This window comes from Brevibacillus panacihumi W25 (genome assembly GCF_000503775.1).
In the GTDB taxonomy this organism is placed as follows: domain Bacteria; phylum Bacillota; class Bacilli; order Brevibacillales; family Brevibacillaceae; genus Brevibacillus; species Brevibacillus panacihumi_A.
The window spans coordinates 23,234-45,948 of record NZ_KI629786.1; the positions used below are offsets into that span (position 1 = coordinate 23,234).

The window sequence follows — 22,715 nt, forward strand, 5'->3', positions numbered from 1 at the left end:
TCATTTAACTATGTATTGGGAAAATTTCCAACAAAAAAAAAAACAGACCCACGAGTCTTCTTCGCAGTCTGCTTCCCTGTTATTTAACCTTTTATGTCTGGCGTTCTTCCGTCATGGGAATGTGTCCGCTCCGCCGCAAGCTGCCTGTAATGCTCGGTCAGCTCGGGATACTCGATGAGTGCCTGCTTGCCTTTCTCGCTAATGCCATAGACACCACGCCGGATCTTTACAAACCAGTCATCGTAATTTTTCTGCAAGATCGCTTGTGTCTTTTCACCCGTCCCGGATTGTCGCAGGGCTTTTGGCGTCGAGGGGCCCAAGCGTTCCAGCCAAAAGGCGATCTGGAGGCTGTTTTCCTTGTAGGCTGTCATGATCTTCGTCTGGGAGCTTCCCCCCACGTTGAAATCTCCAGATCTGCCTGCGATTTCACGGAGGACCCGTTGGCGTTTTTGCTTGCCGCGCTGCATGCTCTTCGCCCGATCAAACGACGCAGGGGCAAATACCTCAGTGACGGTGCCGCCCTGTTGCAGCGAGACAAGCAGCAGACCGCACTCCAGCCTCCGGACTAGATGACATATGTCTTTCCACTTTCGCGAAAACAAGCTGAACTTTGGTTTGGGGACCGCGATATAGACAAGCTCGGTCAGGCGTTGTCGTTTCGTTGCCTGGACCAGCAGCTCCACACTCAGATGGCGCTTCATCTCCACGATAATCAGTTCATCGTCTTTGACCGCGGTCAGATCACAATGCTTGACTTCCCCTTTGACTTCATATCCCAGTTTTGTGAAATACTTCACAAGTGGTTCATAGAGGTCGACTTCATAGATTTTTTCAGGATTGTTTTTCATGGTTTTCTTCTAAAAACCACAACGGATCATCGCAATCCTCGTCTCCGTTGTAATTGATCAAAATCTCTTCCCCGGCGGTGATATCCCGATAGGCATAGAAATTAAACGTATGGTTGTCAAAATTGATCTCGTACGTGGCATTCGGCTCATAGGAGTGGTTGAACAGCATGCCGTATCCCAACAAAATGCAGGTGTGGTTCGCTCCATACTCGAACGCGTAATCAGCCAGCAAGGTCTTTTCGATGTGCTCGTGCTCTTCATTCAGATAAGGCAAAACAGGTGCCTCATGAAGCAGTTCACCTTTTGCAATGTCACGTGTCGCAAAAACGCCTCTGTTCAACTCACCATTGCTCAGTTTGGAAGTTTTTATTTCTACCATTTTTCATCTCCTGTGTTCCGACTCTGGAATCATCAAGCTCCTTGTAAGCATGACAGGTGACCTTAGGGAAATCAACCCTTTTGTCTCAGACAGAAAAAACCAGCTCAACTCTCACAAGAGAAATCGAACCGGTTTTCCAATGTTACGCCTTACTTTTTGGACTCAAGCTGTCTGCAATGACCGCGATGGCGCCGTCACCCGTCACATTGCAGGCCGTACCAAAGCTGTCCTGCGCGATGTACAAGGCGATCATCAGTGAGGTCAGCGTCGTATTGAACCCGAGCATCGACTCCAGCAGACCGAGCGCTGCCATGACCGCGCCGCCTGGTACCCCCGGCGCAGCAATCATCGTGATCCCCAGCATGAGGATAAACGGGAACATCATCGCAAATGAAGTAGACATGCCATTCAGCATCATGACCGCCATCGAGCAGCTGACGAGGGTGATCGTGCTCCCCGACAGATGGATCGTCGCACAGAGGGGGATGACAAAATCGGCAACCTTGCCATTGACCCCGTTCAGCTTGGTTTGGCGCAGCGTGACGGGAATCGTAGCGGCGGAAGATTGCGTCCCGATCGCTGTAAAATAGGCAGGCAGCATGTTTTTCAACAGGGTGAACGGGTTTTTGCGCCCCATTTGACCAGCCACGAGAAACTGCACAATCAAATACAGAACGTGAAGAGCAATAATAATAACAAACACCTTGGCAAAGACGGACAGAATCATTTTCACTTGCCCGCCATAGGTCAGGTTGGTAAAGACAGACAAGATATGGTAAGGCAGCAACGGAATGATCACTGAGCCAATCAGCTTCTCTACGATTGCTCTCAGATCAACCATCACTTTTTGCAGGGAATCTCCCTTGATGACAGCCGCTCCGAGCCCGAATGTAAAAGCCAGCAGCAATGCAGTCATGACCCCCACGACTGGCGGCATGTCCACAGTAAAATAGGGTGCGAGCAACGCTTCCTCCGGATTGGCATACTCATTGACCAAACCGCCTACTTCCAAAATGTGAGGAAAGAGCAGTGTCGCGACAAAAAAAGCCAACAATCCGGCAACAATGGTAGAGATGTAAGCGACACCTGTGGTCAACCCCAGGAGACGCCCTGCGCCTTTTCCCAGTTCCCCAATCCCTGGAGCAATAAATCCGATGATGATCAACGGAATGGCAAAACCCAGGAAATTGCCGAACAGCCCGCTAAAAGTAGCGAAGACTTTGACGAGCCACTCTGGCGAGAAAGATCCGATCACAATCCCGAGGATGATAGCCAAGAGAATTTTGGGCAGCAATCCAAGTTTTCTCATGATGTTCCCCCATTTGTTATGTTCGTTGAAATGTCCTCTCTAAATGGACTGTCTTCCACTCTATACGGACATAAAAAAACATAACATAATTCGGACGAGCTTGTCATGGGAAGCAGAGAAGTACTAATTTTGGAAATATTTTAGTTATACATAAAAACGTTGATCTTATACCTGTTGTCCACTGTCGTTCCATAATCTACCGAAAGACGCTTTTACTTGGCAGGAGCAATTGTGCCGACTCTACTCAAAAAACGATTCATCAAAAGCGGCAGCGACACCAGGATGGGCGGATCATCTGGACTCGGCAGATGGAGCATCACCTGCAGATGCGGGACCATCGAATCGGGCTTCACCGTAATCGGTTTATGCGCACGGGTACGCAAGGTGGCATGCGGCAACAAAAAATCGATCGCCTGCGTCCCCCACGGTATCGATGTCGCCATTAAATAGTAGACGCCCGGCTTGACATCCGTAAAACAGAAATCCCCGAGAGAAGAAAGCAAGGTTCCATACAATGGCAGCCCTTCCGGAATCGGCTTGGGAAACAATCCGACCAGGATCACACCCTCAAACGGCACAATGGAATGGATTGTGCCTGAAATTCTGCCGTATGTCTGAACAGCAGGATGTGGGCCGCGCCAATCCTCTAATTGCCGCAAGGAGCGAAAAAGCGTCTCAGCTTCTACAGAAGAATTCCGAAAAGACGAAGGCGTCACACCGACTCTTTCCGTAAACCGTGTCGTGAAGGTGCCCAGACTCTGCTGGCCGATCTCCAGCGCAATATCGCGTATGCCCAGATTGGTGCGCAGCAATAAATCCTTCGCTTTCTGCAACCGCGCCGCTGAGACGTAGTACAAAGGCGGAAGACCTACCCTGGCTTTGAAGATGCGGGTGAAATGATAGGGACTGTAGGAGACCTCTTTTGCCAAATGCTCCAAAAGAAGAGGCTCATCCAGATGCTGATGAATATAGGCAATTACCTCATCGATTTCAGAATAACGGTCGACCACGATTTGCGACACTCCCATCCGCCCTTGACCATTTCAGAACAATTGTTCTCATATATCTTATCACAGATCGGAAATTTATGGAACTGCCTTTGGAATCGAGTAGGAGGGGGTGACTAACCCCCGTCCTCTCACACCACCGTACGTACCGTTCGGTATACGGCGGTTCATTTAGGTATGACGCAAATAGGTGTATCTGTCTGACAAACTCTTCAAACCTTGATTACGCCAGTAAGCATTATTCAATGCTCGGTGAAGAATTGGACTACATGCAATTCGCCATTGTTTCTTTCGTGAATTGCCCCATTCATAGGCTTTTTCCTTGGGAACTCCTAAGGAGATAAGCCTTTTTACTTTTGTTTTCGGGCGCTTCCACTCTTTCCAGAGACACATTCGGAGTCTTCTTCGAATCCATTCGTCAAGATGGCTGAACACCGAAGGGGTATCAGCCAAGGCAAAATAGCCACACCAACCTGTAAGGTACTCATTGAGATCGTCAATTCTGTATTCCATTGGGAGTGGTTTAGTGCGGGAGGTGATCTCCCGAATCCTCTGTTTTGCTCGCTTCAGACTATCGTTCGCTATTCGAATCTTGGGCGATTTGTTCACCGTGAAACTGAAACCAAGAAATTTACGATTCCATGGGCGATCAACGGCGCTTTTCTCCATGTTGACTTTTAGCTTGAGCTTTCTCTCAATGAACGTGGTCACGGAATCCATCACGCGGATTCCTGCCTTCTTTGACTTCACATAGATGTTGCAGTCATCTGCGTAGCGAAGGAATCGAAGCCCCCGCTTTTCCAGTTCCTTGTCGAGTTCGTGCAACATGATATTGGATAAGAGCGGACTCAACGGGCCACCTTGCGGCACCCCTTGATCGCTTTCAATTTCCATACCATTAACCATAATCCCTGATTCGAGATAGCGTCGGATGAGGGTTAGGATAGTTCTGTCTTTGACATGTTTTGCGATAAGCCCCATAAGTTTATCGTGGTTTACCTTATCGAAGAACTTCTCAAGATCCATGTCTACGACCCAACGGTATCCTTCCTCGATGTATGTCTGTGCCTTCTTGACTGCGTCATGTCCCCGTCTTCTTGGACGGAATCCATGACTATGTTCGGAGAACATAGGATCAAATATCGGAGAAAGAACCTGTGCAATTGCTTGTTGGATGAGACGGTCGGTCACGGTAGGAATGCCTAATAGCCGAACACCACCGTTCAGTTTCGGGATTTCGACTCGTCGGACTGGCGAAGGTACATAGGTTCCATTCTCCAATGACGCTCGTAGGGAGTCCCAGTTGGATAAGATATGTTGACGTAGGGATTTTACGGACATACCATCCACACCGTGGCTTCCTTTGTTCTTTTCTACTCGCTTTAGTGCCAACAGGAGGTTTTCCCGTGACAGCAGTTGTCCCATCATAAAACCAGATATCCTTTCGCGTGAACGTTCTTTCTACTTGTGCCACTCTCTATTCCGCCCTCTTGAAGTCCCCCATGGATTCACCATTTCCTCCTTCAAGTAAGTCCATCTGGATTGTCTGCATCATCATAAAGAGTGAACGCCTAGCGTCCCGTTCTTCCTAAATGTTCGGCCCTTCCCGTTTCAAGCGTCCTCTACTCCGGTACTATGGCCTCTGCTGACTCCTGACCGTTCAGTTTCTCCTAGCGGAGAAGGTTACCATGAGGGCATGGCGTCCCAGTCAGGTCTCCCCGGGTAAGAACGTTGTCTTTCCCTCCATCCACCTGCTTCATTTACTCCCGATAGCCTTTGGCAACATGGACTTCGTCTTGTATGGCAGACTCATCCAGCTATCGTTAGCCTCATATGAAGTTCGTGTTCCTCAGGCCGGAGGTTTGCCGCAGACTTCCTTCAGATTCCACCTCGCGGTGGACACCCTTGTCGTAAGCTAGTGGCTACTGTTGCCTTCGCCATTCGGGACTTTCACCCTAGAGACAACGCCCATGCCGGGCACACCATAAAAAGAGATGGGGCCAATCGGCCTCATCTCTGTATCCCACTATTCTTTTGGCACTGCATTCTCATCCATGTAGATCAGCTCCCAGATATGTCCATCGGGATCCTGGAAGCTCCAACTGTACATAAAGCCGTGATCTTGAAGGTCATTCGCTTCCTTGCCGCCAGCCGCCAGGGCTTTCTGAACCAGATCATTTACTTCCTCCCTGCTGTTCGCGGACAAGGCTACCAGGACTTCTGTACTCTTTGTCGCATCAGCTACTTCTTTTTTGGTGAAGGTTTGGAAAAAGCTTTTCACCAGCAGCATGGCGTAGATATTCTCGCCAATCACCATGCAGGTTGCCTTTTCGTCTGTAAATTGTGGATTGAATGTAAATCCCAATGCACTAAAGAATTCGACTGACTTCTGCAAGTCCTCAACAGGCAAATTCACAAAAATCTGCTTTGCTTGATAACCCATTTCATTCATTCCTCCTCTATATCATTCCCTCTGATGCCATCTTAACAGGCTGTCACCTTATGGATTTCTTCTCGATTGCGCTTTTTCCCTGGTTCATTGCCTTAGATTTCATCAAAAAGGGATAAGCATCCAATCTCCTGTTTTACCTCCTGCATACACAAAGAAGAAGTCTGTTGAAAAAGGAGAGGTGAACATGGAATTCTGGATTGGCCTGCTGCTCTTCGGGGGTATCATGGCAGTCGTCCTGTACCGATACTGGGATCGCAGACAGGATGAGAAGTGGCATGCTCACGTCCCCAATCAGTTGATCGTCAGCTTTCATGACGGTGTGACGCCCACTCAGATCGCGGAGATTCACAAAAAGGCGAAATGTGAAATGATGGAGCACGATCCCGAATTGGGGATCTATAAGATTGCATCCAAGCGAAAGATGCGAAGAATTCTGAAGCATTATCAGGGCCTGGCAGAAACCGCGTTTGTCGAGCCCAATTATCTCTTCCAAGCCTCCGCTGCTCCCAACGACCCCTATTTCTCGCTGTATCAGTACGGCCCGCAGCGAATATCGGCTCCCGCTGCCTGGGATGTGACACAGGGAAATCCGGCTGTCAAAATTGCGGTTGTGGACACAGGTGTGCAATTGGATCATCCCGAATTGCAGCCCAAACTCGTACCAGGCTACGACTTTGTCAATAACTCCCCCCAACCGATGGATGGAAACGGTCACGGTACCCATGTGGCTGGCATTGCAGCTGCCGCAACCAATAACGGCTTCGGAATTGCCGGAGTCTGCCCGCTGGCATCGATCATGCCCATTCGCTCCTTGGACGATACGGGAAGCGGGGAACTGATGAACGTCGTGCGCGGAATCGTGTACGCGGCCCAACAGGGTGCACAAGTAATCAATCTCAGTCTGGGCTCTCCCGCTGCCTCCAGCTCGCTGCAATCCGCGATTCAATATGCCTGGGATCGCGGGGCGGTCATCGTTGCAGCCGCGGGAAATGCCGGTTCCTCTCTTCCCAGCTATCCGGCCAACTACCCCAATGTCATCGCAGTTGGCTCCACCAATGAGCGCGAAGAGAAATCCGCATTTTCCAATTACGGCCGATGGGTAGATGTCGCGGCACCCGGCGAAAATATTCTCTCCACCTACCCGGGCAGCTACTATGCCTACCTGAGCGGGACCTCCATGGCTGCGCCGCACGTGGCCGGTATTGCCGCCTTGTTGGCTTCCCAAGGGAAAACAAACGTACAGATTCAACGGGCCATCAAGAACACCTCGGACCCGATCCCCGGCACTGGCGCCTACTGGCTCTACGGTAGAGTCAATGCGGCCAAAGCGGTTCAAGCCACTTGATAAAAAAAGCAGACCTTGTATCTCGACAGGTCTGCTTTCCTCTATTATTATTCGCCCAAATCTACGTTGTGGTAGACTTGCTGGACGTCTTCCAAATCGTCCAGGGCATCGATCAATTTTTCAAATTGAGCTTGGGAATCCTCAGGAAGAGTCACTTCATTTTGCGGCAGCATCGTGATCTCCGCTACGGTAAATTCTGAAATCCCTGCCTGTTTCAATGTTTCTTGCACAGCGTGGAATTGATCCGGTTCAGCGTACACAATCACGGACCCGTCTTCATCCAGCACATCGCGAACGTCTACATCCGCTTCCATGAGGATTTCCAGCACTTCATCCGCTGATTTGCCTTCGAGACCGATGACGGCAGTCGCATCGAACATATACGCGACAGATCCGCTTACTCCCATATTTCCGCCGTTTTTGTTAAAGGCAGCGCGCACTTCGGATGCTGTGCGGTTCACGTTGTTGGTCAAGGCATCCACGATCACCATGGAGCCGTTGGGACCAAAGCCTTCATAACGCAGCTCGTCGTAGTTTTCGTCAGAGCCGCCCTTCGCTTTTTCAATCGCACGGTCGATAATCGCTTTTGGCACACTGTACGTTTTTGCACGCTCGAGTACGACCTTCAGTGCGCGATTCGACTCTGGATCTGGCTCACCCTGTTTGGCAGCCACATAAATTTCACGTCCAAATTTTGCATAAATGCGACTGGTGCTTGCATCTTTGGACGCTTTCTTTTCTTTGATATTGTTCCACTTACGACCCATACAGTCCCACTCTCTTTCATACTTGTAGAATTGTGTTCTATCAGACATCAAAAACTATAAAAAGTTCATGAGCATTCTGCTGACGAACTATATGAATAAAAGCTTCCTCTTATCTAGCACTAGATTATATTATACCTCAATTTCATCATTTGCAATGCGGGTTTCCGGCAAGTTCCAGCAACCTGTGCCACGTCAAAAAGCCGTCCCGGTGGACAGGCGGCTAATTTTGCTTAAGCAGTCTCTTCTTTCCGAACCAACCGTTCCAGCAGCAGGCAACTGGCTACTCCCATCAGCAGACCGTTGCTGATTAAAGGGCTCAGGAAGGGAGGCACCAGGAATAAAAAGGAAGAGGGGATAAACATGCATCCCGTACCGATCATGATGGAGATGCCCACAATATACAATTGTCTCTCTCCCAATCCGTCACGTGCGATTTCTTGCAATCCCATGCCGAGCATATTGACAAAGGAGAGGAAAATACTGGCGTACCCTACAGAGACGGGAATCGAAGCAAACAACCCCGTGACAGCTGGAAAAAAGCTGATCAGCACCAGCAAGCCATTCCCCAAGAGAAACGGCAGCTTTTCTTTCATCCGTGTGGTCATAATAAACCCTGCCGTATACGAGAGCGGCACGAAGCTGACCGTAGCAAAAGAAGCGGATAAAAGCTGGCTTCCGCCCATAATCAAGCCAGTGCGCTTTTCATTTACTTTATCCTTATTCTCGAGCACGTGACCCACTGCTTCCATACTGGCGATCATGTTGCTCAGCAAAAGCAGGGTCACGATCACCGATGTGAGAATAATGCCTCCATCCCATTCCGGCCAACCAAATGAAAATACTCCAGGGAGGGTAAACCACGATTGGCTGGCTTCTCCGAATGGTTCCTGAAGTCCAAAAATTTGAAATAGCGACCACCCAAACAGGATTGAAATCAATACGGAATAGTTGCGCAAAAAAGGCAAGCTGCTGCGAGCGAGAATGAAAGACAATATCAATGTAGCAATCGCGATAGACGTCGCTTTCCAGTCAAAGGAGGTGGACGCCGTGCCCAGAATCCCGTTTACAAAGGGGCCGCTCATCTGCATAACCAGGAGAATAAAATACGTGCCGATTACGGCAGGCGTAAACAGTCGGCGAATCACGGCAATCCATCCGCACATACTCATGATGACAAACAAGACGCCGCTGAAGACAAGGCCCAGTCCAAGCGCCGGCAGAATGGACCGAGACTCCTCTCCCGTTGCAGCGCCAAGTGAACCGAACAAAAGAAATACTCCCCACCAAAGAGCTGCGGGGCCTTCCATGATCGGCAAGCGATGTCCCCACCATGTCTGTACGAGTGCGACGATCCCCAATACGAATAGCGTGCGTTGCACAAATTCGCCTATTTCCAGGGGGGACATGCCGTACGCCTGACCAATTGCCAATGGAGCCACTACGCTTCCAGCGAGGATAAACATGGCCCATTGCAAGGTTGACAAAGCCAATCTCATTTTATAAAACCCCGAATTCCTCGTCACGCAGATTGGTAATAAACATATGTCCAGGAGCGTGCGTAATCATAATTTCCGGCTTCGACTGCATCGCGACGGCTTGCGGTGTAACTCCACATGCCCAAAAGACGGGAACCTCTCCGTCGCGAATGGTGACGGGATCACCAAAGTCGGGCCTGTCGATTGCTTGAATCCCGATGACACTGGGATCACCGATGTGTACAGGAGCCCCGTGAACGGCTGGAAAACGAGACGTCACCTGCACCGCCCGCACCACTTGCTCATGAGGAACCGGACGCATGCTGACCACCATCGGACCCGAGAAGGCACCAGCGCTCTTGCATGCGATGTTGGTGATGTACATTGGTACATTGCAGTCTTGTTCGATGTGTCTGACCGGAATGCCGTTTTCCAGCATCGCCCTCTCAAACGTAAAGCTGCACCCCAACAAAAAGGCAACCATGTCATCTTGCCAAACATGTTCAATGCTGGTTGTTTCTTCTGTCAGCTCACCATTCCGGTACACGCGATATTTCGGAATGTCTGTGAGCAAATTGGCATCCGGCGCCACGAGCGAAGGTATCGCCGACCCTGCGTCGGTTACATCCAGGACCGGGCAAGGTTTGGGATTGCGCTGACAGAATAATAAAAAGTCAAATGCAAGCGACCGCGGCAAAATAGCCAGATTCGCCTGCGTATATCCGTTCGCCATGCCTGCTGTCGGCTTTTGCCAACGTCCTTCTCTAATCCATTGACGAGCTTCTTGCGGAGTCATAGCAGCAATGGAACTCATGCAGGATTCCTCCTTTACCCTAATAAAGTACCGCAGTATATGATGATATCATACCTGCGGCAGGATTGGATCATTCGTTTACGACATCAGTTTCGGCAATTCATTTATCAAGGTATAGATGCCCATGATCGCCATGGAGACTACGACGATTCCGCCAAAAATCGTCATCCAGACTGGATGCTTGTAGTCGCCAACGATTTTTTTCTGATAGGCGGCAATTAACATGATACCCAGAGTGATCGGCAGAATCAATCCGTTCAAGGCTCCTACCAGGACGAGAATCTTAACCGGACGGCCGACGACGAGAAATACCAGTGTCGACACTGCGATAAAGCCGATAATGATCCATTTATGAGACTTCTCCAGTGCCGGATGAAAGGTTCGGATAAACGAGACGGATGTATAAGCGCACCCAATAACAGAAGTAATCGCAGCTGCCCAAATCACAATACCAAAGATTTTGTAGCCGACATCACCCGCTGCCAACTGGAACACAGATGCTGGTGGATTGGCTGGATCCAATTGCAGTCCTTGGGACACAACCCCAAGTACGGCCAGGAACAGCACGACACGCATGACGGATACTACCACGATCCCGGACGTAGAGCTTTTTGTCACTTCCGGCAAAGCGGCAGTCCCTTTCACTCCTGCATCCAACAGACGGTGGCCGCCCGCAAACGTAATATAGCCGCCAACAGTTCCGCCGACCAGGGTGACGATCGCCAAGACGTCAATCGTATCAGGAACAAAGGTTTTGAGTACAGCTTCTCCAACAGGAGGAGAGGATACAATGGCTACATAGATGGTGAGACCAATCATGATAAAGCCCATAATTTGGGCAAAGCGGTCCATAAGCTTTCCTGCTTCGCGGACAAGAAAAATACCAATAGCAATAATTGCGCTTACTAGTGCGCCCGTCTCAGCGGGGATCCCGAACAACACATTCAGGCCCAGGCCTGCACCAGCCACGTTCCCGATATTAAAGGCCAGACCGCCCATGACAATCAGCAACGCCACCAGATAGCCCATACCCGGCAGCACCATGTTCGCAATATCCTGGGCTCTTTTTTCAGATACGGCAATGATGCGCCACACGTTCATCTGCGCTCCGATATCCAGGATAATGGACATCAGGATCACGAACCCAAAGCTTGCAAGCAGCGTCTGTGTAAATACGGTTGTTTGTGTAAGAAAACCGGGTCCAATCGCTGATGTTGCCATCAGGAAGGCTGCCCCCAAAAGCAGACTCAATTTGGATTGTTTCATAGAATGGATTCACTCCGTTTTTTGGTAGTCTGTTTTTTCTTTTTTCTCTTAAAGTGACATAGCTTTGACTTCTACCCCGGTTTTCTCCAAAGTCTCGCGAATTTCGCGCGCGAATGACAGAGCGTGTTCGCCGTCCCCATGAATGCAGACCGTCTCCGCCTGAATCGCGAAGTCACTTCCTTGTCTTGTAAGCACTTTTCCTTCTTTGATCATACGGATTACTTGCTGAACTGCCTGTTCATCATTCGTGATCAGTGCACCCTCCTGGCTGCGCGGGGTGAGAGTCCCGTCCTGTTGATAGGTGCGATCCGCAAAGACTTCACTTTTTGCACGAAGCCCGATTTTTTCTGCCTCTGTAATCAAATGACTTCCGGCAAGCCCTACCAGATACAGCTCTGGATTGATTCGGTACACCGCTTCTGCGATTGCCCGAGCCAGATTAGGATTGACGGCAGCCATGTTGTAAAAGGCACCGTGCGGTTTCACATGTTGCATCACTCCTCCCTCGGATTGAACGAAGCCCTGCAGCGCCCCCACCTGGTACACGACCAGATCGTAGGCCTCCTCGGCGGAAATGGCCATGTTCCTTCTTCCAAAGCCTTGCAGGTCCGGCAGGCCAGGGTGAGCCCCGATCTTGACATCGTGTCTCAATGCCAGCTGCACGGTCTTGCGCATGGTAGCCGGATCTCCAGCGTGGAATCCGCAGGCAATATTGGCCGAGGTAATGTACGACAAGATGGCCTCATCATTACCAATCCGGTAGGCTCCGAAGCTCTCTCCCATATCGCAATTCAAATCGATGTGATACATGACGATCCCTCCTAGGTGTTTTTCACCAGAATCCCTGTCTTTAATTGACGGATTTGATTTTCTCTATCCAGCAAAAGCCACTCCGCTTCCTCACGGCTGATCTCCGTAAAACGGATGGTATCCCCTGGCTTCGTCTGGGCGATCAACGGCAAGTCTATCGTGGCAATCTGGGCAATCTTGGGGTACCCACCGGTCGTCTGCCTGTCAGCCAGCAGTACGATGGGCTTGCCTTCAGCCGGAACCTGTACACTACCAAAAGCCACGGCCTCTGAGATCAATTCCATCGGCTCGGTCAGTTCGAGTGTTGGTCCATCCAGCCGATAACCCATGCGATCGGATTGCGGTGTGACTTTGTAAGGCTCTGAATAGAATGCGATTTGGCTTTCCTGTGTAAACCAATCGTATTGATTGCCGCGTATCGCTCGAATCACCGGAGCTGACGTATAATTCGGCACCATTTCCTGAGCCACTCCCCACTCAGCAGCCGTGAAGGCAGCCCGAGCTGATTGACTGCTTAGTCGCTTCACCATTTCTTCGCCGAGCCGCGTGCGCGTCCCCGCGCTCAGTTCGTCTCCGACTTTGAGAGCACGTCCCTGAAACCCGCCAATCCCAGCTCGCAAATAGGTGGAACGGCTGTTCATAATGAGCGGAACATCCCAGCCCCCTGCTATAGCGAGATACGCTCTGATTCCTGTTCGGCATGGGCCAAAGTCCAGAACGGATCCTTTTTTCAGGAAAATAGGCTTCCACAACGGCACCGGAGTCCCTTCCACGGATGGGGACAAGTCACCACCGCATATCGAAATCAGCGCATCTTCCAAAAATTCCAGGCTGGGACCTTTTAGAGTCATTTCCAGAGTGGCTTGTGTCTCCTCATTGCCAACCAGCAGATTGGCAATCCGATGCGCCAACGGGTCCATGACACCGCTTACGATCACTCCATGTTTTTGAAAACCATATCGCCCTGCATCCTGAACCGAGGTCAACAATCCAGGTCGAATCACACGTACGGTCACGATGATCCCTCCTCAAACGCCCGGTATTCCTCCATGGAGATCGGATAAAAACGAACCCGGTCTCCCGCCTGCAGCAGACTTGGCGTATCGTCTTCCGGCCGAAACAGCCTCAAGGGAGTTCTGCCGATAATTTGCCAGCCACCTGGTGTTTCCATGGGATAGATACCGGTCTGCTTTCCCGCAATCCCGACAGAGCCTGCCGGAATCGAGAGGCGAGGAGATTTCCTGCGCGGTGCCGCAATTCGCTCTGACATCCCGCCAATATAAGGAAACCCAGGAGCAAACCCAATCATATAGACCAGATAATCTCCCCCTGCATGGATATTGATCACTTCCTGTTCCGTGATTTGATTCAACGCGGCTACATCAGACAGATCAGGACCCAGCTCTCCTCCGTAACAAACCGGAATTTCCACAGTCCGTTCCTCACCTGCGCTTACTACGGTTGCTTGTTTTAGCTGTTCCCGAATCAAATTGCACATTACCTGATAGAGAGTATCCGACTCTTCTGCCCGCTCTCTCGCTGTATGCTTTTGGTTCCAGTCATATAATGCCTGCGGGTTGTAAAAGATCGTAATCGTCGTGTAGGCAGGAATGTATTCCACCATTCCCGGAATGGGATGCCTGTCCAGTATCAAGGCAACACGCCTTACCTGTTGATACGCCTCCAGACTCATGGTCGTACCGAACTGAACCACAACGGCCTGATCACCCAATGGCTGAAAAGTTGCTTCCATCAGGCCTTCTCTCCTTTCCCTGCTGATTGCCAGCCCAGCCTTTCCGAAATTTCTTGGGCTGCGGTTACTGTTTTTTCAATATAAAACGGCAAATTTTCTTCTCCGTAACGATTTTCTGGTCCCACGATACTTAGACCAGCAACGATGCTGCCCGAATGGTTGAAAATGGGTGCGCCTACCGCCGAGGTGTAATTGTAGAGCTCCGAATGGCTGATCGTATACCCGGCTTCACGCGTCTGCGCGATGACTTCTCGCAGCTTTTTCAGGTCTGTAATGGTATTGTTAGCAATTTGCTCCAATTTTACGTTTTTGAAATACGTTTCCCGCTCGGTTTCTGGCATGTAGGCCAATAAAACGCGGGGGCATGCCCCGCCGTACAGAGGAGCACGACGACCAATCGCCGTAAACACACGAACCGGTTCGGTGGTATCTACTTTCTCCACGTAGATTGCCTCGTTGCCGTCTCTTACAATCAGGTTCACGGCTTCGCCGATCTCCTGCCGAAGCCGCTGCATGATCGGCAGCGCAATTTTTCGAATATCCAATCGTTCGGCAACAGCATGTCCAAACTGTAAAAAGACAAATCCCAATTCATACGTATGATCTGCTGTCCGACGTACAAAACCTGTTTCTTCCAAAGAGCTAAGCATCCGATGTACCGAGGTCTTGGGTTGACTGGTTAATTTGACAACCTGCGGCAAAGTAAGAGAGGGATGAGACAGGAAGAGCTGCAACAATTCCGCCGCTTTTAACACCGTGCTGTTTTTCTCAGACATATTCCCCACTCCTTTGTTCCGAATATCGGAACGACCGTTCCGTTAATCGATACTTGTGATCCATTATAAATCGAATGCAAATTACATGACAATATGTAATTTTCATTCTATTCCGCATTGCTTTGGTCTTGCAGCTTCATGCCTACGCCTTTCTTAACATTTGAACCATTGGAATATTCTACCTTTTCCTCCCATTTTTTATAATGATAGGATGCATCAAGTAAGCTAGAGAAAGTAGGAGACTGCCCTAATGAAGAAAATATCTCTGCTGTGTATGCTGCTCAGCATATCCCTTTTGGCTGCATGCGGTACGGAAAACAACCCGTCTTCGCCATCTGCTACCGAAACACCAGCCAATCCTGCCACACCCACAACTACCAACCAGCCTGAAGAGAACAATGGGCAGCAAGTGTCAGCATTTTTAGAAGTCGCATCCATTGAACTTACTGGCCATCCCTCTGCGACGGTGCTGGACTGGATCTGAGAGGAGAAACCTTGCTCTACTGGGAACAGGATGCACAATTGGACAACACCCGCCGTGTGCTGGTCTGGCGGGATGGTCAACAAGAACAACTGCCGCTTGGAGAGAATCTGATTGGATTGCAATTTTTGTCACAAAGCGGAAAAGTACTCACCACCTCTACGATTGGGATAAACCTGTTGAGGACCGTCATTCCATCCTGGAATACGATCGGTGACAAAAAACACAGCCACCTATACCATGCGCAATGATCGCAATAAAGTCCTTTCTGTTCTGGGGTCCAACTATACCGAAGAGCCTCGCACCTACATCGCAGCCAACGAATATAAGAAAGAGAATATCCGTCCCTATATCTGGAACCTGGATACGAATGAAATCACCGATGTGGACCTGACAGAAATCATACGGGCCGAGACAAAAGACAAATTAACTTCCTACCCGCAGTACGCTTTGTCGCCTGATCGAAAGAAATTGGTAGCTGCCCTCTTCAAAAAATGAATTGTGGTCTACGATCTGGAGACGAAGCAGGGGGAATGGGTATACCGGACCAACGATCTTTTCCCTCACAATGAAAAAGCACAGGACAGCATCCTGACCCATGACGGGAGCTACGTCCTGTATTCCACAGAGGGCCGGGGTGACTTGTTTCAGCATGCATTCGATCTTCAGACCAAGGAAGTAATCGACATCGGCGATGGTGTCACGACCTTTCCCTTGCTAGACGGGAATGTTATGTTGGTTACTCATGACAACAAGTTTCATTACTTTGATTTTGGCACGAAAACAGCACAGGAAGTCCATGCTCCCCAGCTAAAAGAAGATGAGGAGCTTGGAAATTTCACTGTGAGCAAGGATGGCAACGCGATTGCCTATTACGTCAGCAACAAGGACAAGAAAACCGTTCTGCACCTCTATCGCAAATCTTAGGGGACTTGCCTCCTCCGATAAAAAACGACTGCATCCCGGCTCGAAAGTCCGGCAGCAGTCGTTTTGTTCTTACTGGTCTTTTCTTTGCTCTGCGATCTGATTCACAGGCTGGATATACAAAATCTTTTGTGCTGCTGCTCTTGATACCGCTTGCCACTAACAGATCGCGCACATATTCCCCTCTGGTGACAGGCTTTTGCGGTTGAAAGTTCAGCCCTGCCTCATTGGGATAGATTTTGAGTGACTGCAAGCTGTAGATGTAGTGTGAATACGGATGATCTGCTTTGACGTCCGTATACCCCGCAGGCGTCTCTCCCTTTTTCGCATAGCCCAAAGGATTGAGGTAAGGTTCCTTTATATACACCGTCTGATTTTTTTCATCCAGTTTAAACGCTGTCAGTTGTCGGGTCATATCATCGATAAACAGTCCCTCTCCCGCCTGGTGCAGCACGCGAGGACCGATCAACGCATCGGAAATCGTCAATTCCCCCTGGCCCGTCGCCTTCACAGACGTGACCAGACTCTTCACCCTCAAGTCCTGGTAAAGTCCATTGTACTTTTCCAACTCCCCAACGGAAGAGGTCTTGCCTGTCTCCAGTTTTGCGGGCGCGGCATATTCAGGGAAAAAGGTCTCCATGAATTCCGAATAGAAAAGATTGCGCAAGGCGCCTTGCTTGTTGTACGTCAGAAAAACACCCGTTTCTTTTTCCGGAATGAGGATCAGGTACGAGCTGAATCCTGGCAGATCCCCCGCCTTGGTCACAACCGCCGGACTGCTCCCCGCTTCCGGGATCTGGAACGCTCCTTCAAACCCGTACGTCGTATCCGGCAGCAACGGATGAATGGCAGAGCGGTACTTCATCATCTGTTCCACAGACTCTGGTGAAAGAATGCGGCCAGAGGCGTTTTTGCCCTGATTGAGCAATGCGATTATCCACTTGCCGACATCCTCCGACGTCGACAGCATGCCTCCGTGCGGCATGATTGTCGATGTGAAGGCATATGGCTTGATTGGCTGATTCGCAGCATCGTATCCGATTGCCAGATGCTTCAAGAAATCCCCCTCCAGCAAAAATCCGCTGTTGTGGATTCCAAGCGGCTCGAATACATGCTTCTCCATGTAGCTTTCGTACGGTTCTCCGCTGACATTTTGCACGATCAGCCCGAGCAATAAATAATCGAAATTATCGTACATATAGGAACTGCCTGGCTCGCGCAAAACATCAGGCATATGCTGCTTGACGTAATCCTCCATCGAGGTAACCTTGTCAAAATCGCCATGCAAATCTTCCGGCTTCGGGTCGCGTATATCGAAGCCTGTCGTATGCGTCAACAAGTGCTCGACTGTCACAGGCTTGGTGAAAGGATTTTGATAGTCGATATTCTCCAGATAAGTGCGAATATCTGCTTGCAGATCGATTTTCCCTTGCTCGGCAAGCTGCATGATGGCGACAGCCGTAAAGGACTTCGAAACCGATGCAATGCGGAAAACCGTATTCATCGGGTCTACTGCTGTCTTTTTCTCCTGATCTGCGTAGCCGTACCCTTTTTGAGCGATGATTCGGTCTTTCTGGACAATTACAACAGATGCCCCCACAAAATGAGGTGCTGTAGACGGATCGGCAAAGAAAGCATCCAGAAACTCCTCTGCATGTTCCGGGGTAAGGGGCTTTTTGGTTGCTTGAGCCTGAATGGTTGGCTTGCTTTCTGCTGAAGCAGCAGGAATTACGGCAGATGAGAAAAGGGTCGCCGCGAGAAACAGCGCTGTGAAAAACGGATAACCCAATGGCTTGCGCGTGGGGGGTTGAAGGTGGTTCACTCTCCCGATCACTCCATTCTTCTTGGATTGGTAAACATCTTTGTATACGTCTGGGAGTGAAGGGGGTTGCGCAATTAAGTGATAATGCCTGTGGTGCGGTCTGAATGTACGCTTTATACCTCTTTACCTCGTTCACCAAGTAGGCATCCGAGCCAGTACTGGCATTATAGACGACAAAGGCGGGCAGATACGTTCCGTGGCGATGATACACTCTTTGCCCCTAAGCGCAACACCGCCGGGACCATAAGCCCACCCATACGTCCATGCTTCGTCGAACCAATTTTTCAGCAGAGGCGGCGCACTGTACCAATAAAAGGGGAACTGCAGCACGGTCCTTTCCGATATGTGTGGTTGGGGCTTCATGCATGTGGAACATATAAAAAAAGCCATCCCTTGTCATGAAAATGACAGGAGGGACAGCCAAAACGTCTAACCTTTAAACAATCGCTTAATATAGAGCTCACACCTCTATTTACCGGGTCATTGAAAGTTCTTCCGCAAAAGCCTCGATCACGCTGTCTGTCTCTTCGCAAGTGATCGTAAGCGGCAGTCCAATCATGGTTTCGTATATAAATGACAGGAAACCATATGCCGGGAAGCCGCTTCTATCTGCGACGGCGCCTCCTGCTTGCACACGTCCATCGCGTGCGGACATCTTGTGTGAAAAATGCAACCGGACGGAGGATTCATCGGCGACGGGATCTCCCCCCGCAGAATAATCTGTTCTTTCTTCCTCTGTGGATTGGGAATGGGAACAGCTGACAGCAACGCTTGCGTGTAAGGGTGCAACGGGTTGGCAAACAAACTCTCTGTCGGGGCCTGTTCTACCATCTGGCCGAGATACATCACCCCGATGCGATCCGAAATGTGACGCACGACACTGATGTCATGGGCGATGAAAAGATAAGTGAGCCTGTATTCTGCTTGCAGTTCCTGCAGCAGATTGATGATTTGCGATTGAATGGACACATCGAGCGCAGAGACGGGCTCATCCGAGATCACAATCTGCGGATTGACTACCAGTGCTCGGGCCAGACCGATGCGCTGCCTTTGGCCACCCGAAAATTCATGGGGATAGCGAAAATAATGGTCTACTTGCAGGCCTACCTTGTGCATCATCTCCATTACCCGTTCGGTACGCTCCTTTGTGTCACCAATGGAATGGATGGCCAAAGGCTCCTCCAGAATTTGCCCGATGCGTTTTCGCGGATTGAGCGATGAGAATGGATCCTGAAAGACCATTTGCATGTCCCTGCGGATCTTTTGCAATTCTTTTCCGGAAAGCTGAAAAATATCTTCGTCTCCATAAAACGCCTGCCCGGCTGTTGGATCTGTCAGCCGCAAAATGGTACGCCCCATCGTGCTTTTGCCGCACCCGGATTCTCCGACGATGCCGAGCGTCTCGCCTGCATGCAGCTGGAATGAGACATCGTTTACCGCTTTTACGTAGCTCTTTACCCCGCCCAGGGGGCCTAAAGGACCTTTAACGGGAAAGTATTTTTTGAGTCCGCGCACATCCAGAAGCGGCTTTCGGGATTCCATGGCTTCATGAGACATAGCTTCTCTCCTCTTCTTCCTGTGCGATTTTTTCAGCATGCCAGCATCTCACCTTATGTCCCGCTGCATGCTCCTCATATGCGGGAGGCCGTTCATGGCACATGGAATCTGCATATGGACAGCGGGGAGCAAAGCGGCAACCGGCTGGAATATTGTCCAGGGTCGGTACCATCCCTTCGATGACATGCAGTTTTTGCGAGCGATCGGAATCCATTTGCGGGATTGATTTCATCAACCCTTTTGTGTACGGGTGGCGTGGCTGGGCAAACAAGGTGTCCACATCTGCTTCTTCCACAATCTGTCCCAGGTACATCACGACCACTCGACTGCATAATTCAGCGACCACTCCGAGATCATGCGTGATAAAAATCATCCCCATGCCCTGCTCGCGATTCAATTCCAGCATCAGATCCAGAATCTGGGCTTGAATCGTTACATCCAGCGCAGTCGTAGGCTCATCGGCGATCAGCAGTTTCGGCTGGCAGGCCAATGTCATCGCGATCATCGCCCGCTGCCTCATTCCTCCCGACAATTGATGGGGATATTCATGCACGCGCTTCTCAGGTGCCGGAATGCCAGTCATCCGCAACAGCTCTACCGCTTTTTCGAAAGCTGCCTTTTTGGAAATCTGCTGATGAAGCATGAGCGATTCGGCAATCTGGGAACCAATCGAGAAGACCGGATTGAGGGAACTGAGCGGGTCCTGAAAAATCATGGAAATCTCATTGCCCCTGATTTTTTGCATACCTGCCTCAGGCAATTGCAGTAAATCCGTCCCTTCAAAAAGGATCTTACCGTCATATTCCACGGTGTCTTTTTCGTCCAGCAATCGGAGGATTGCCTGGGATGTCACGCTTTTCCCGCATCCAGACTCCCCGACAACACCGACGATTTCCCCTGCATGGACATGGAAGGAGATGCCGTCAACCGCCGTAATGCGACCGCGTTCCGTATAGAAATGGACCTTCAGCTCATTTACTTCCAAGAGAGGTGGTTTCGTCACGATAATCCCCCCATTCTATTTTTTCTTCTTTCTTTTAAAGGAGAGACTGGAATGAGGATCTACCATGTCGCGAATCCCGTCTCCCGCAAAATTCAGGCCCATGACCGTCAAAATAATCAAAATCCCTGGAAAAACCGTCATCCACCAGGCTTTGAAGATGACCAGCTTGCCATCGTACAGGATGTTCCCCCAGCTAGGGTCCGGTGTAGGGACTCCGGCTCCCAAAAAGCTCAAGGCTGCCTCGGTGATGATGGCATCCGCAAAGATGAAGGTCGCCTGCACGACGAGTGGGGACAGTGTATTGGGAGCGATATGCATCCAGATGATGCGTGTAGCACTAGCTCCTTGCGCCTTCATCGCTTCAATATAGGTTTCTTCCCGTACGACGAGGGTAGCTGACCGGACAATCCTGGCGACATAAGGGATGAACACGATCCCGAGCGCAATGATCACATTTTCCGTCATCGGGCCTAGAGCCGCTACGAGGGCAATCGCCAGCAAGATACCCGGAATCGCCATCAAACCATCGCAAATCCGCATCAGGACTTGATCGAGAGCCCTGTAATAGCCGGAATACAGGCCAATCACCATGCCCGCCGCTGCGGAAATGAGCGCTACAGAAAACCCGACCCCGATGGATACCCGCGCGCCATATACAATACGGGTCAGCAGATCGCGACCGAAGTTGTCCGTTCCCAGCAGATGCTCCGCTCCAGGCGGCTGCAGTCTTTTGACCGGGTCCATTTCATAAGGATCGTAGGACACCAGATACGGCCCTACCAGAGCAAAGGCCGTGATCAGTACGATGATGATGTTTCCGGTGAGCATCAATGTATTGGAGAGAAAACGGCGCTGTTGAAGGCGGCGCTGTTCTTTTTTCAACGTTTGTTTTACTTGGGACAATTCCAGCCTTTTCGCGTTTGATCCAAGTGCATCCATCCTGCATTCCTCCTTTCTATTTCCGCTCCAATCTCACCCTTGGATCAATGACGCCATACAGGATGTCGACGATCAGATTAATGAAGACATACGCACAGGTCACAAACAGGACGACTCCCTGTATCACCTCATAATCTCGCCTCTCGACAGAATTGATGATGAGCTGTCCGATACCCGGTATGTTAAATATCGTTTCAGTCACCACCGCCCCAGTGACCAAGCCGCCAAATGTCTGTCCAATGACTGTGAGAATCGGGAGAAAGGCATTGCGCAGGGCATGCTTGTAGATCAGCTGCCGATCCTTCACGCCTTTGGAACGCGCAGCTTTCATGTAATTCATGTTGAGGACCTCAAGCATCGATGAGCGAGTCATCCGCGTAATCAAGGCGGATTGAATCGCTCCTAGGGACACAGCGGGAAGGATTAAATATTTCAGGTGAGTCCACAGCCCCGCTTCCAAAGGCTTGTATCCCGCCACGGGCAGCCATTGCAACTTCACGCCGACCAAAAGAATCAAGAAAAGAGCCAGCAGGAAGCTGGGAATGGCCATCCCAAGCAAGGAGAAGCCCATCACTGTCTGATCGGCTGCCGTCCCTCTTCGCAGTGCTGCGGTAATGCCGAGTGGAATCGCGATCAATAGTGCGATAATCTGGGCCAGAATCGCGAGTGAAAGCGTCGGCTGGAGATGGCTGAATATTGCCTCGGAGACCGACTCTTTCATAAAATAGGACTCTCCCAAATCACCACGAAGCACATCTAGGATCCAGTTCATGTACTGCTGATACATCGGGAGATCAAGCCCAAGCTGTTGCCGAAGGGCCTCCACATCCTGCGCAGTGGCCGATTCCCCCAGGATCACAGAAGCAGGATCACCCGGAGTGATATGAATGATCAGAAAGATGACCACGGAGACTACAAACAGCACAGGTATCAGGGCTAAGATTCTCTTAACCAGGTAAAGATTCACGAGTCATCCTTCCTTTCTTCG

At 50.3% G+C, this 22,715-nt stretch carries 24 protein-coding genes and 1 pseudogene; 5 read left to right on the top strand and 20 right to left on the bottom strand.

The window, feature by feature from the left end; genetic code table 11:
• Positions 1-83: 83 nt before the first annotated feature.
• The 6 genes from T458_RS49585 to T458_RS49615 form a co-directional block, all read right to left on the bottom strand.
• A complete protein-coding gene (locus tag T458_RS49585) occupies positions 84-848 on the bottom strand; it encodes a DUF2161 domain-containing phosphodiesterase (RefSeq protein WP_023558600.1) in 765 nt (254 codons plus the stop codon).
• Positions 832-1,227, bottom strand: a complete 396-nt coding sequence (locus T458_RS49590) for an SET domain-containing protein (protein WP_023558601.1) — start codon at positions 1,225-1,227, stop codon at positions 832-834. The genes T458_RS49585 and T458_RS49590 overlap by 17 nt, the downstream gene beginning before the upstream one ends.
• Before the next feature lie 142 nt (positions 1,228-1,369).
• A complete protein-coding gene (locus tag T458_RS49595; protein WP_023558602.1) occupies positions 1,370-2,536 on the bottom strand; it encodes a dicarboxylate/amino acid:cation symporter in 1,167 nt (388 codons plus the stop codon).
• A 212-nt stretch (positions 2,537-2,748) separates the two neighbouring features.
• On the bottom strand, positions 2,749-3,564 hold the full coding sequence (locus T458_RS49600; RefSeq protein ID WP_031306150.1) for a helix-turn-helix domain-containing protein: 816 nt from the start codon (positions 3,562-3,564) through the stop codon (positions 2,749-2,751).
• Between the two features lie 150 nt (positions 3,565-3,714).
• Positions 3,715-4,971, bottom strand: a complete 1,257-nt coding sequence (gene ltrA / locus T458_RS49605; RefSeq protein ID WP_023554544.1) for a group II intron reverse transcriptase/maturase — start codon at positions 4,969-4,971, stop codon at positions 3,715-3,717.
• Between the two features lie 598 nt (positions 4,972-5,569).
• Positions 5,570-5,986, bottom strand: coding sequence for a VOC family protein (locus T458_RS49615; RefSeq protein WP_023558604.1), 417 nt, complete (start codon positions 5,984-5,986; stop codon positions 5,570-5,572).
• Between the two features lie 193 nt (positions 5,987-6,179).
• Here T458_RS49615 and T458_RS49620 point away from each other — a divergent pair, with 193 nt between their 5' ends.
• Positions 6,180-7,340 carry a S8 family peptidase gene (locus T458_RS49620; RefSeq protein ID WP_023558605.1) on the top strand — a complete coding sequence of 387 codons (1,161 nt, stop codon included), beginning with the start codon at positions 6,180-6,182 and terminating at the stop codon, positions 7,338-7,340.
• 47 nt (positions 7,341-7,387) lie between these two features.
• On the opposite strand, the gene T458_RS49625 is transcribed toward T458_RS49620, so the two are convergent.
• The 8 genes from T458_RS49625 to T458_RS49660 form a co-directional block, all read right to left on the bottom strand.
• Positions 7,388-8,107, bottom strand: coding sequence for a YebC/PmpR family DNA-binding transcriptional regulator (locus T458_RS49625; protein WP_023558606.1), 720 nt, complete (start codon positions 8,105-8,107; stop codon positions 7,388-7,390).
• 230 nt (positions 8,108-8,337) lie between these two features.
• Positions 8,338-9,603: a purine/pyrimidine permease gene (locus T458_RS49630; protein WP_023558607.1), complete on the bottom strand. Its 1,266-nt coding sequence runs from the start codon at positions 9,601-9,603 to the stop codon at positions 8,338-8,340.
• A 1-nt stretch (position 9,604) separates the two neighbouring features.
• On the bottom strand, positions 9,605-10,396 hold the full coding sequence (locus T458_RS49635; protein WP_023558608.1) for a putative hydro-lyase: 792 nt from the start codon (positions 10,394-10,396) through the stop codon (positions 9,605-9,607).
• A gap of 78 nt (positions 10,397-10,474) precedes the next feature.
• A complete protein-coding gene (locus T458_RS49640; RefSeq protein ID WP_023558609.1) occupies positions 10,475-11,662 on the bottom strand; it encodes an NRAMP family divalent metal transporter in 1,188 nt (395 codons plus the stop codon).
• A gap of 48 nt (positions 11,663-11,710) precedes the next feature.
• Positions 11,711-12,472 carry a 5-oxoprolinase subunit PxpA gene (gene pxpA / locus T458_RS49645; protein WP_023558610.1) on the bottom strand — a complete coding sequence of 254 codons (762 nt, stop codon included), beginning with the start codon at positions 12,470-12,472 and terminating at the stop codon, positions 11,711-11,713.
• An 11-nt stretch (positions 12,473-12,483) separates the two neighbouring features.
• On the bottom strand, positions 12,484-13,488 hold the full coding sequence (locus T458_RS49650) for a 5-oxoprolinase subunit C family protein (protein WP_023558611.1): 1,005 nt from the start codon (positions 13,486-13,488) through the stop codon (positions 12,484-12,486).
• The gene (gene pxpB / locus T458_RS49655; protein WP_023558612.1) at positions 13,485-14,225 is read right to left on the bottom strand and encodes a 5-oxoprolinase subunit PxpB; all 741 of its coding nucleotides are present in this window, start codon (positions 14,223-14,225) and stop codon (positions 13,485-13,487) included. The genes T458_RS49650 and pxpB overlap by 4 nt, the downstream gene beginning before the upstream one ends.
• Complete coding sequence (locus tag T458_RS49660) at positions 14,225-15,001, bottom strand: IclR family transcriptional regulator (protein WP_023558613.1); 777 nt, start codon at positions 14,999-15,001, stop codon at positions 14,225-14,227. The genes pxpB and T458_RS49660 overlap by 1 nt, the downstream gene beginning before the upstream one ends.
• 250 nt (positions 15,002-15,251) lie before the next feature.
• On the opposite strand from T458_RS49660, the gene T458_RS49665 reads away from it, so the two are divergent.
• The 4 genes from T458_RS49665 to T458_RS49680 are packed head-to-tail and all read left to right on the top strand — an operon-like array spanning position 15,252 to position 16,409.
• Positions 15,252-15,485 (top strand): hypothetical protein, encoded by a 234-nt coding sequence (locus tag T458_RS49665; protein WP_023558614.1) that lies wholly within the window; start codon positions 15,252-15,254, stop codon positions 15,483-15,485.
• Between the two features lie 11 nt (positions 15,486-15,496).
• The gene (locus tag T458_RS49670) at positions 15,497-15,733 is read left to right on the top strand and encodes a hypothetical protein (protein WP_023558615.1); all 237 of its coding nucleotides are present in this window, start codon (positions 15,497-15,499) and stop codon (positions 15,731-15,733) included.
• Entirely contained in the window at positions 15,696-15,980 is a 285-nt protein-coding gene (locus tag T458_RS49675; protein WP_144083902.1) for a hypothetical protein, read from the top strand. The genes T458_RS49670 and T458_RS49675 overlap by 38 nt, the downstream gene beginning before the upstream one ends.
• Positions 15,981-15,983: 3 nt before the next feature.
• Positions 15,984-16,409 (top strand): hypothetical protein, encoded by a 426-nt coding sequence (locus tag T458_RS49680; RefSeq protein ID WP_023558617.1) that lies wholly within the window; start codon positions 15,984-15,986, stop codon positions 16,407-16,409.
• Here the strand turns inward: T458_RS49680 and T458_RS49685 are convergent.
• The 6 genes and pseudogenes from T458_RS49685 to T458_RS49705 all read right to left on the bottom strand — a co-directional run bounded on the left by T458_RS49685 (position 16,360) and on the right by T458_RS49705 (position 22,694).
• Positions 16,360-18,228 carry a serine hydrolase domain-containing protein gene (locus T458_RS49685; protein ID WP_023558618.1) on the bottom strand — a complete coding sequence of 623 codons (1,869 nt, stop codon included), beginning with the start codon at positions 18,226-18,228 and terminating at the stop codon, positions 16,360-16,362. The genes T458_RS49680 and T458_RS49685 overlap by 50 nt on opposite strands.
• A 198-nt stretch (positions 18,229-18,426) precedes the next feature.
• Positions 18,427-18,567 (bottom strand): annotated as a pseudogene (locus tag T458_RS58050) (NAD(P)H-dependent oxidoreductase); the annotation flags it as partial.
• A gap of 216 nt (positions 18,568-18,783) precedes the next feature.
• Positions 18,784-19,785, bottom strand: coding sequence for an ABC transporter ATP-binding protein (locus tag T458_RS49690; protein WP_023558619.1), 1,002 nt, complete (start codon positions 19,783-19,785; stop codon positions 18,784-18,786).
• A complete protein-coding gene (locus tag T458_RS49695) occupies positions 19,775-20,788 on the bottom strand; it encodes an ABC transporter ATP-binding protein (protein WP_023558620.1) in 1,014 nt (337 codons plus the stop codon). Before T458_RS49695 ends, T458_RS49690 begins: the two co-directional genes overlap by 11 nt.
• A 15-nt stretch (positions 20,789-20,803) precedes the next feature.
• Positions 20,804-21,727 carry an ABC transporter permease gene (locus T458_RS49700; protein WP_023558621.1) on the bottom strand — a complete coding sequence of 308 codons (924 nt, stop codon included), beginning with the start codon at positions 21,725-21,727 and terminating at the stop codon, positions 20,804-20,806.
• A 16-nt stretch (positions 21,728-21,743) separates the two neighbouring features.
• Entirely contained in the window at positions 21,744-22,694 is a 951-nt protein-coding gene (locus T458_RS49705; protein ID WP_023558622.1) for an ABC transporter permease, read from the bottom strand.
• Between the last annotated feature and the right edge of the window lie 21 nt (positions 22,695-22,715).

What these genes read in the sequence shown, in the direction of transcription:
- T458_RS49585 (WP_023558600.1), bottom strand. Translation starts at nt 848, where the DNA reads ATGAAAAACAATCCTGAAAAAATCTATGAAGTCGACCTCTATGAACCA.
- T458_RS49590 (WP_023558601.1), bottom strand. Translation starts at nt 1,227, where the DNA reads ATGGTAGAAATAAAAACTTCCAAACTGAGCAATGGTGAGTTGAACAGA.
- T458_RS49595 (WP_023558602.1), bottom strand. Translation starts at nt 2,536, where the DNA reads ATGAGAAAACTTGGATTGCTGCCCAAAATTCTCTTGGCTATCATCCTC.
- T458_RS49600 (WP_031306150.1), bottom strand. Translation starts at nt 3,564, where the DNA reads ATGGGAGTGTCGCAAATCGTGGTCGACCGTTATTCTGAAATCGATGAG.
- ltrA (WP_023554544.1), bottom strand. Translation starts at nt 4,971, where the DNA reads ATGATGGGACAACTGCTGTCACGGGAAAACCTCCTGTTGGCACTAAAG.
- T458_RS49615 (WP_023558604.1), bottom strand. Translation starts at nt 5,986, where the DNA reads ATGGGTTATCAAGCAAAGCAGATTTTTGTGAATTTGCCTGTTGAGGAC.
- T458_RS49620 (WP_023558605.1), top strand. Translation starts at nt 6,180, where the DNA reads ATGGAATTCTGGATTGGCCTGCTGCTCTTCGGGGGTATCATGGCAGTC.
- T458_RS49625 (WP_023558606.1), bottom strand. Translation starts at nt 8,107, where the DNA reads ATGGGTCGTAAGTGGAACAATATCAAAGAAAAGAAAGCGTCCAAAGAT.
- T458_RS49630 (WP_023558607.1), bottom strand. Translation starts at nt 9,603, where the DNA reads ATGAGATTGGCTTTGTCAACCTTGCAATGGGCCATGTTTATCCTCGCT.
- T458_RS49635 (WP_023558608.1), bottom strand. Translation starts at nt 10,396, where the DNA reads ATGAGTTCCATTGCTGCTATGACTCCGCAAGAAGCTCGTCAATGGATT.
- T458_RS49640 (WP_023558609.1), bottom strand. Translation starts at nt 11,662, where the DNA reads ATGAAACAATCCAAATTGAGTCTGCTTTTGGGGGCAGCCTTCCTGATG.
- pxpA (WP_023558610.1), bottom strand. Translation starts at nt 12,472, where the DNA reads ATGTATCACATCGATTTGAATTGCGATATGGGAGAGAGCTTCGGAGCC.
- pxpB (WP_023558612.1), bottom strand. Translation starts at nt 14,225, where the DNA reads ATGGAAGCAACTTTTCAGCCATTGGGTGATCAGGCCGTTGTGGTTCAG.
- T458_RS49660 (WP_023558613.1), bottom strand. Translation starts at nt 15,001, where the DNA reads ATGTCTGAGAAAAACAGCACGGTGTTAAAAGCGGCGGAATTGTTGCAG.
- T458_RS49665 (WP_023558614.1), top strand. Translation starts at nt 15,252, where the DNA reads ATGAAGAAAATATCTCTGCTGTGTATGCTGCTCAGCATATCCCTTTTG.
- T458_RS49690 (WP_023558619.1), bottom strand. Translation starts at nt 19,785, where the DNA reads ATGTCTCATGAAGCCATGGAATCCCGAAAGCCGCTTCTGGATGTGCGC.
- T458_RS49700 (WP_023558621.1), bottom strand. Translation starts at nt 21,727, where the DNA reads ATGGATGCACTTGGATCAAACGCGAAAAGGCTGGAATTGTCCCAAGTA.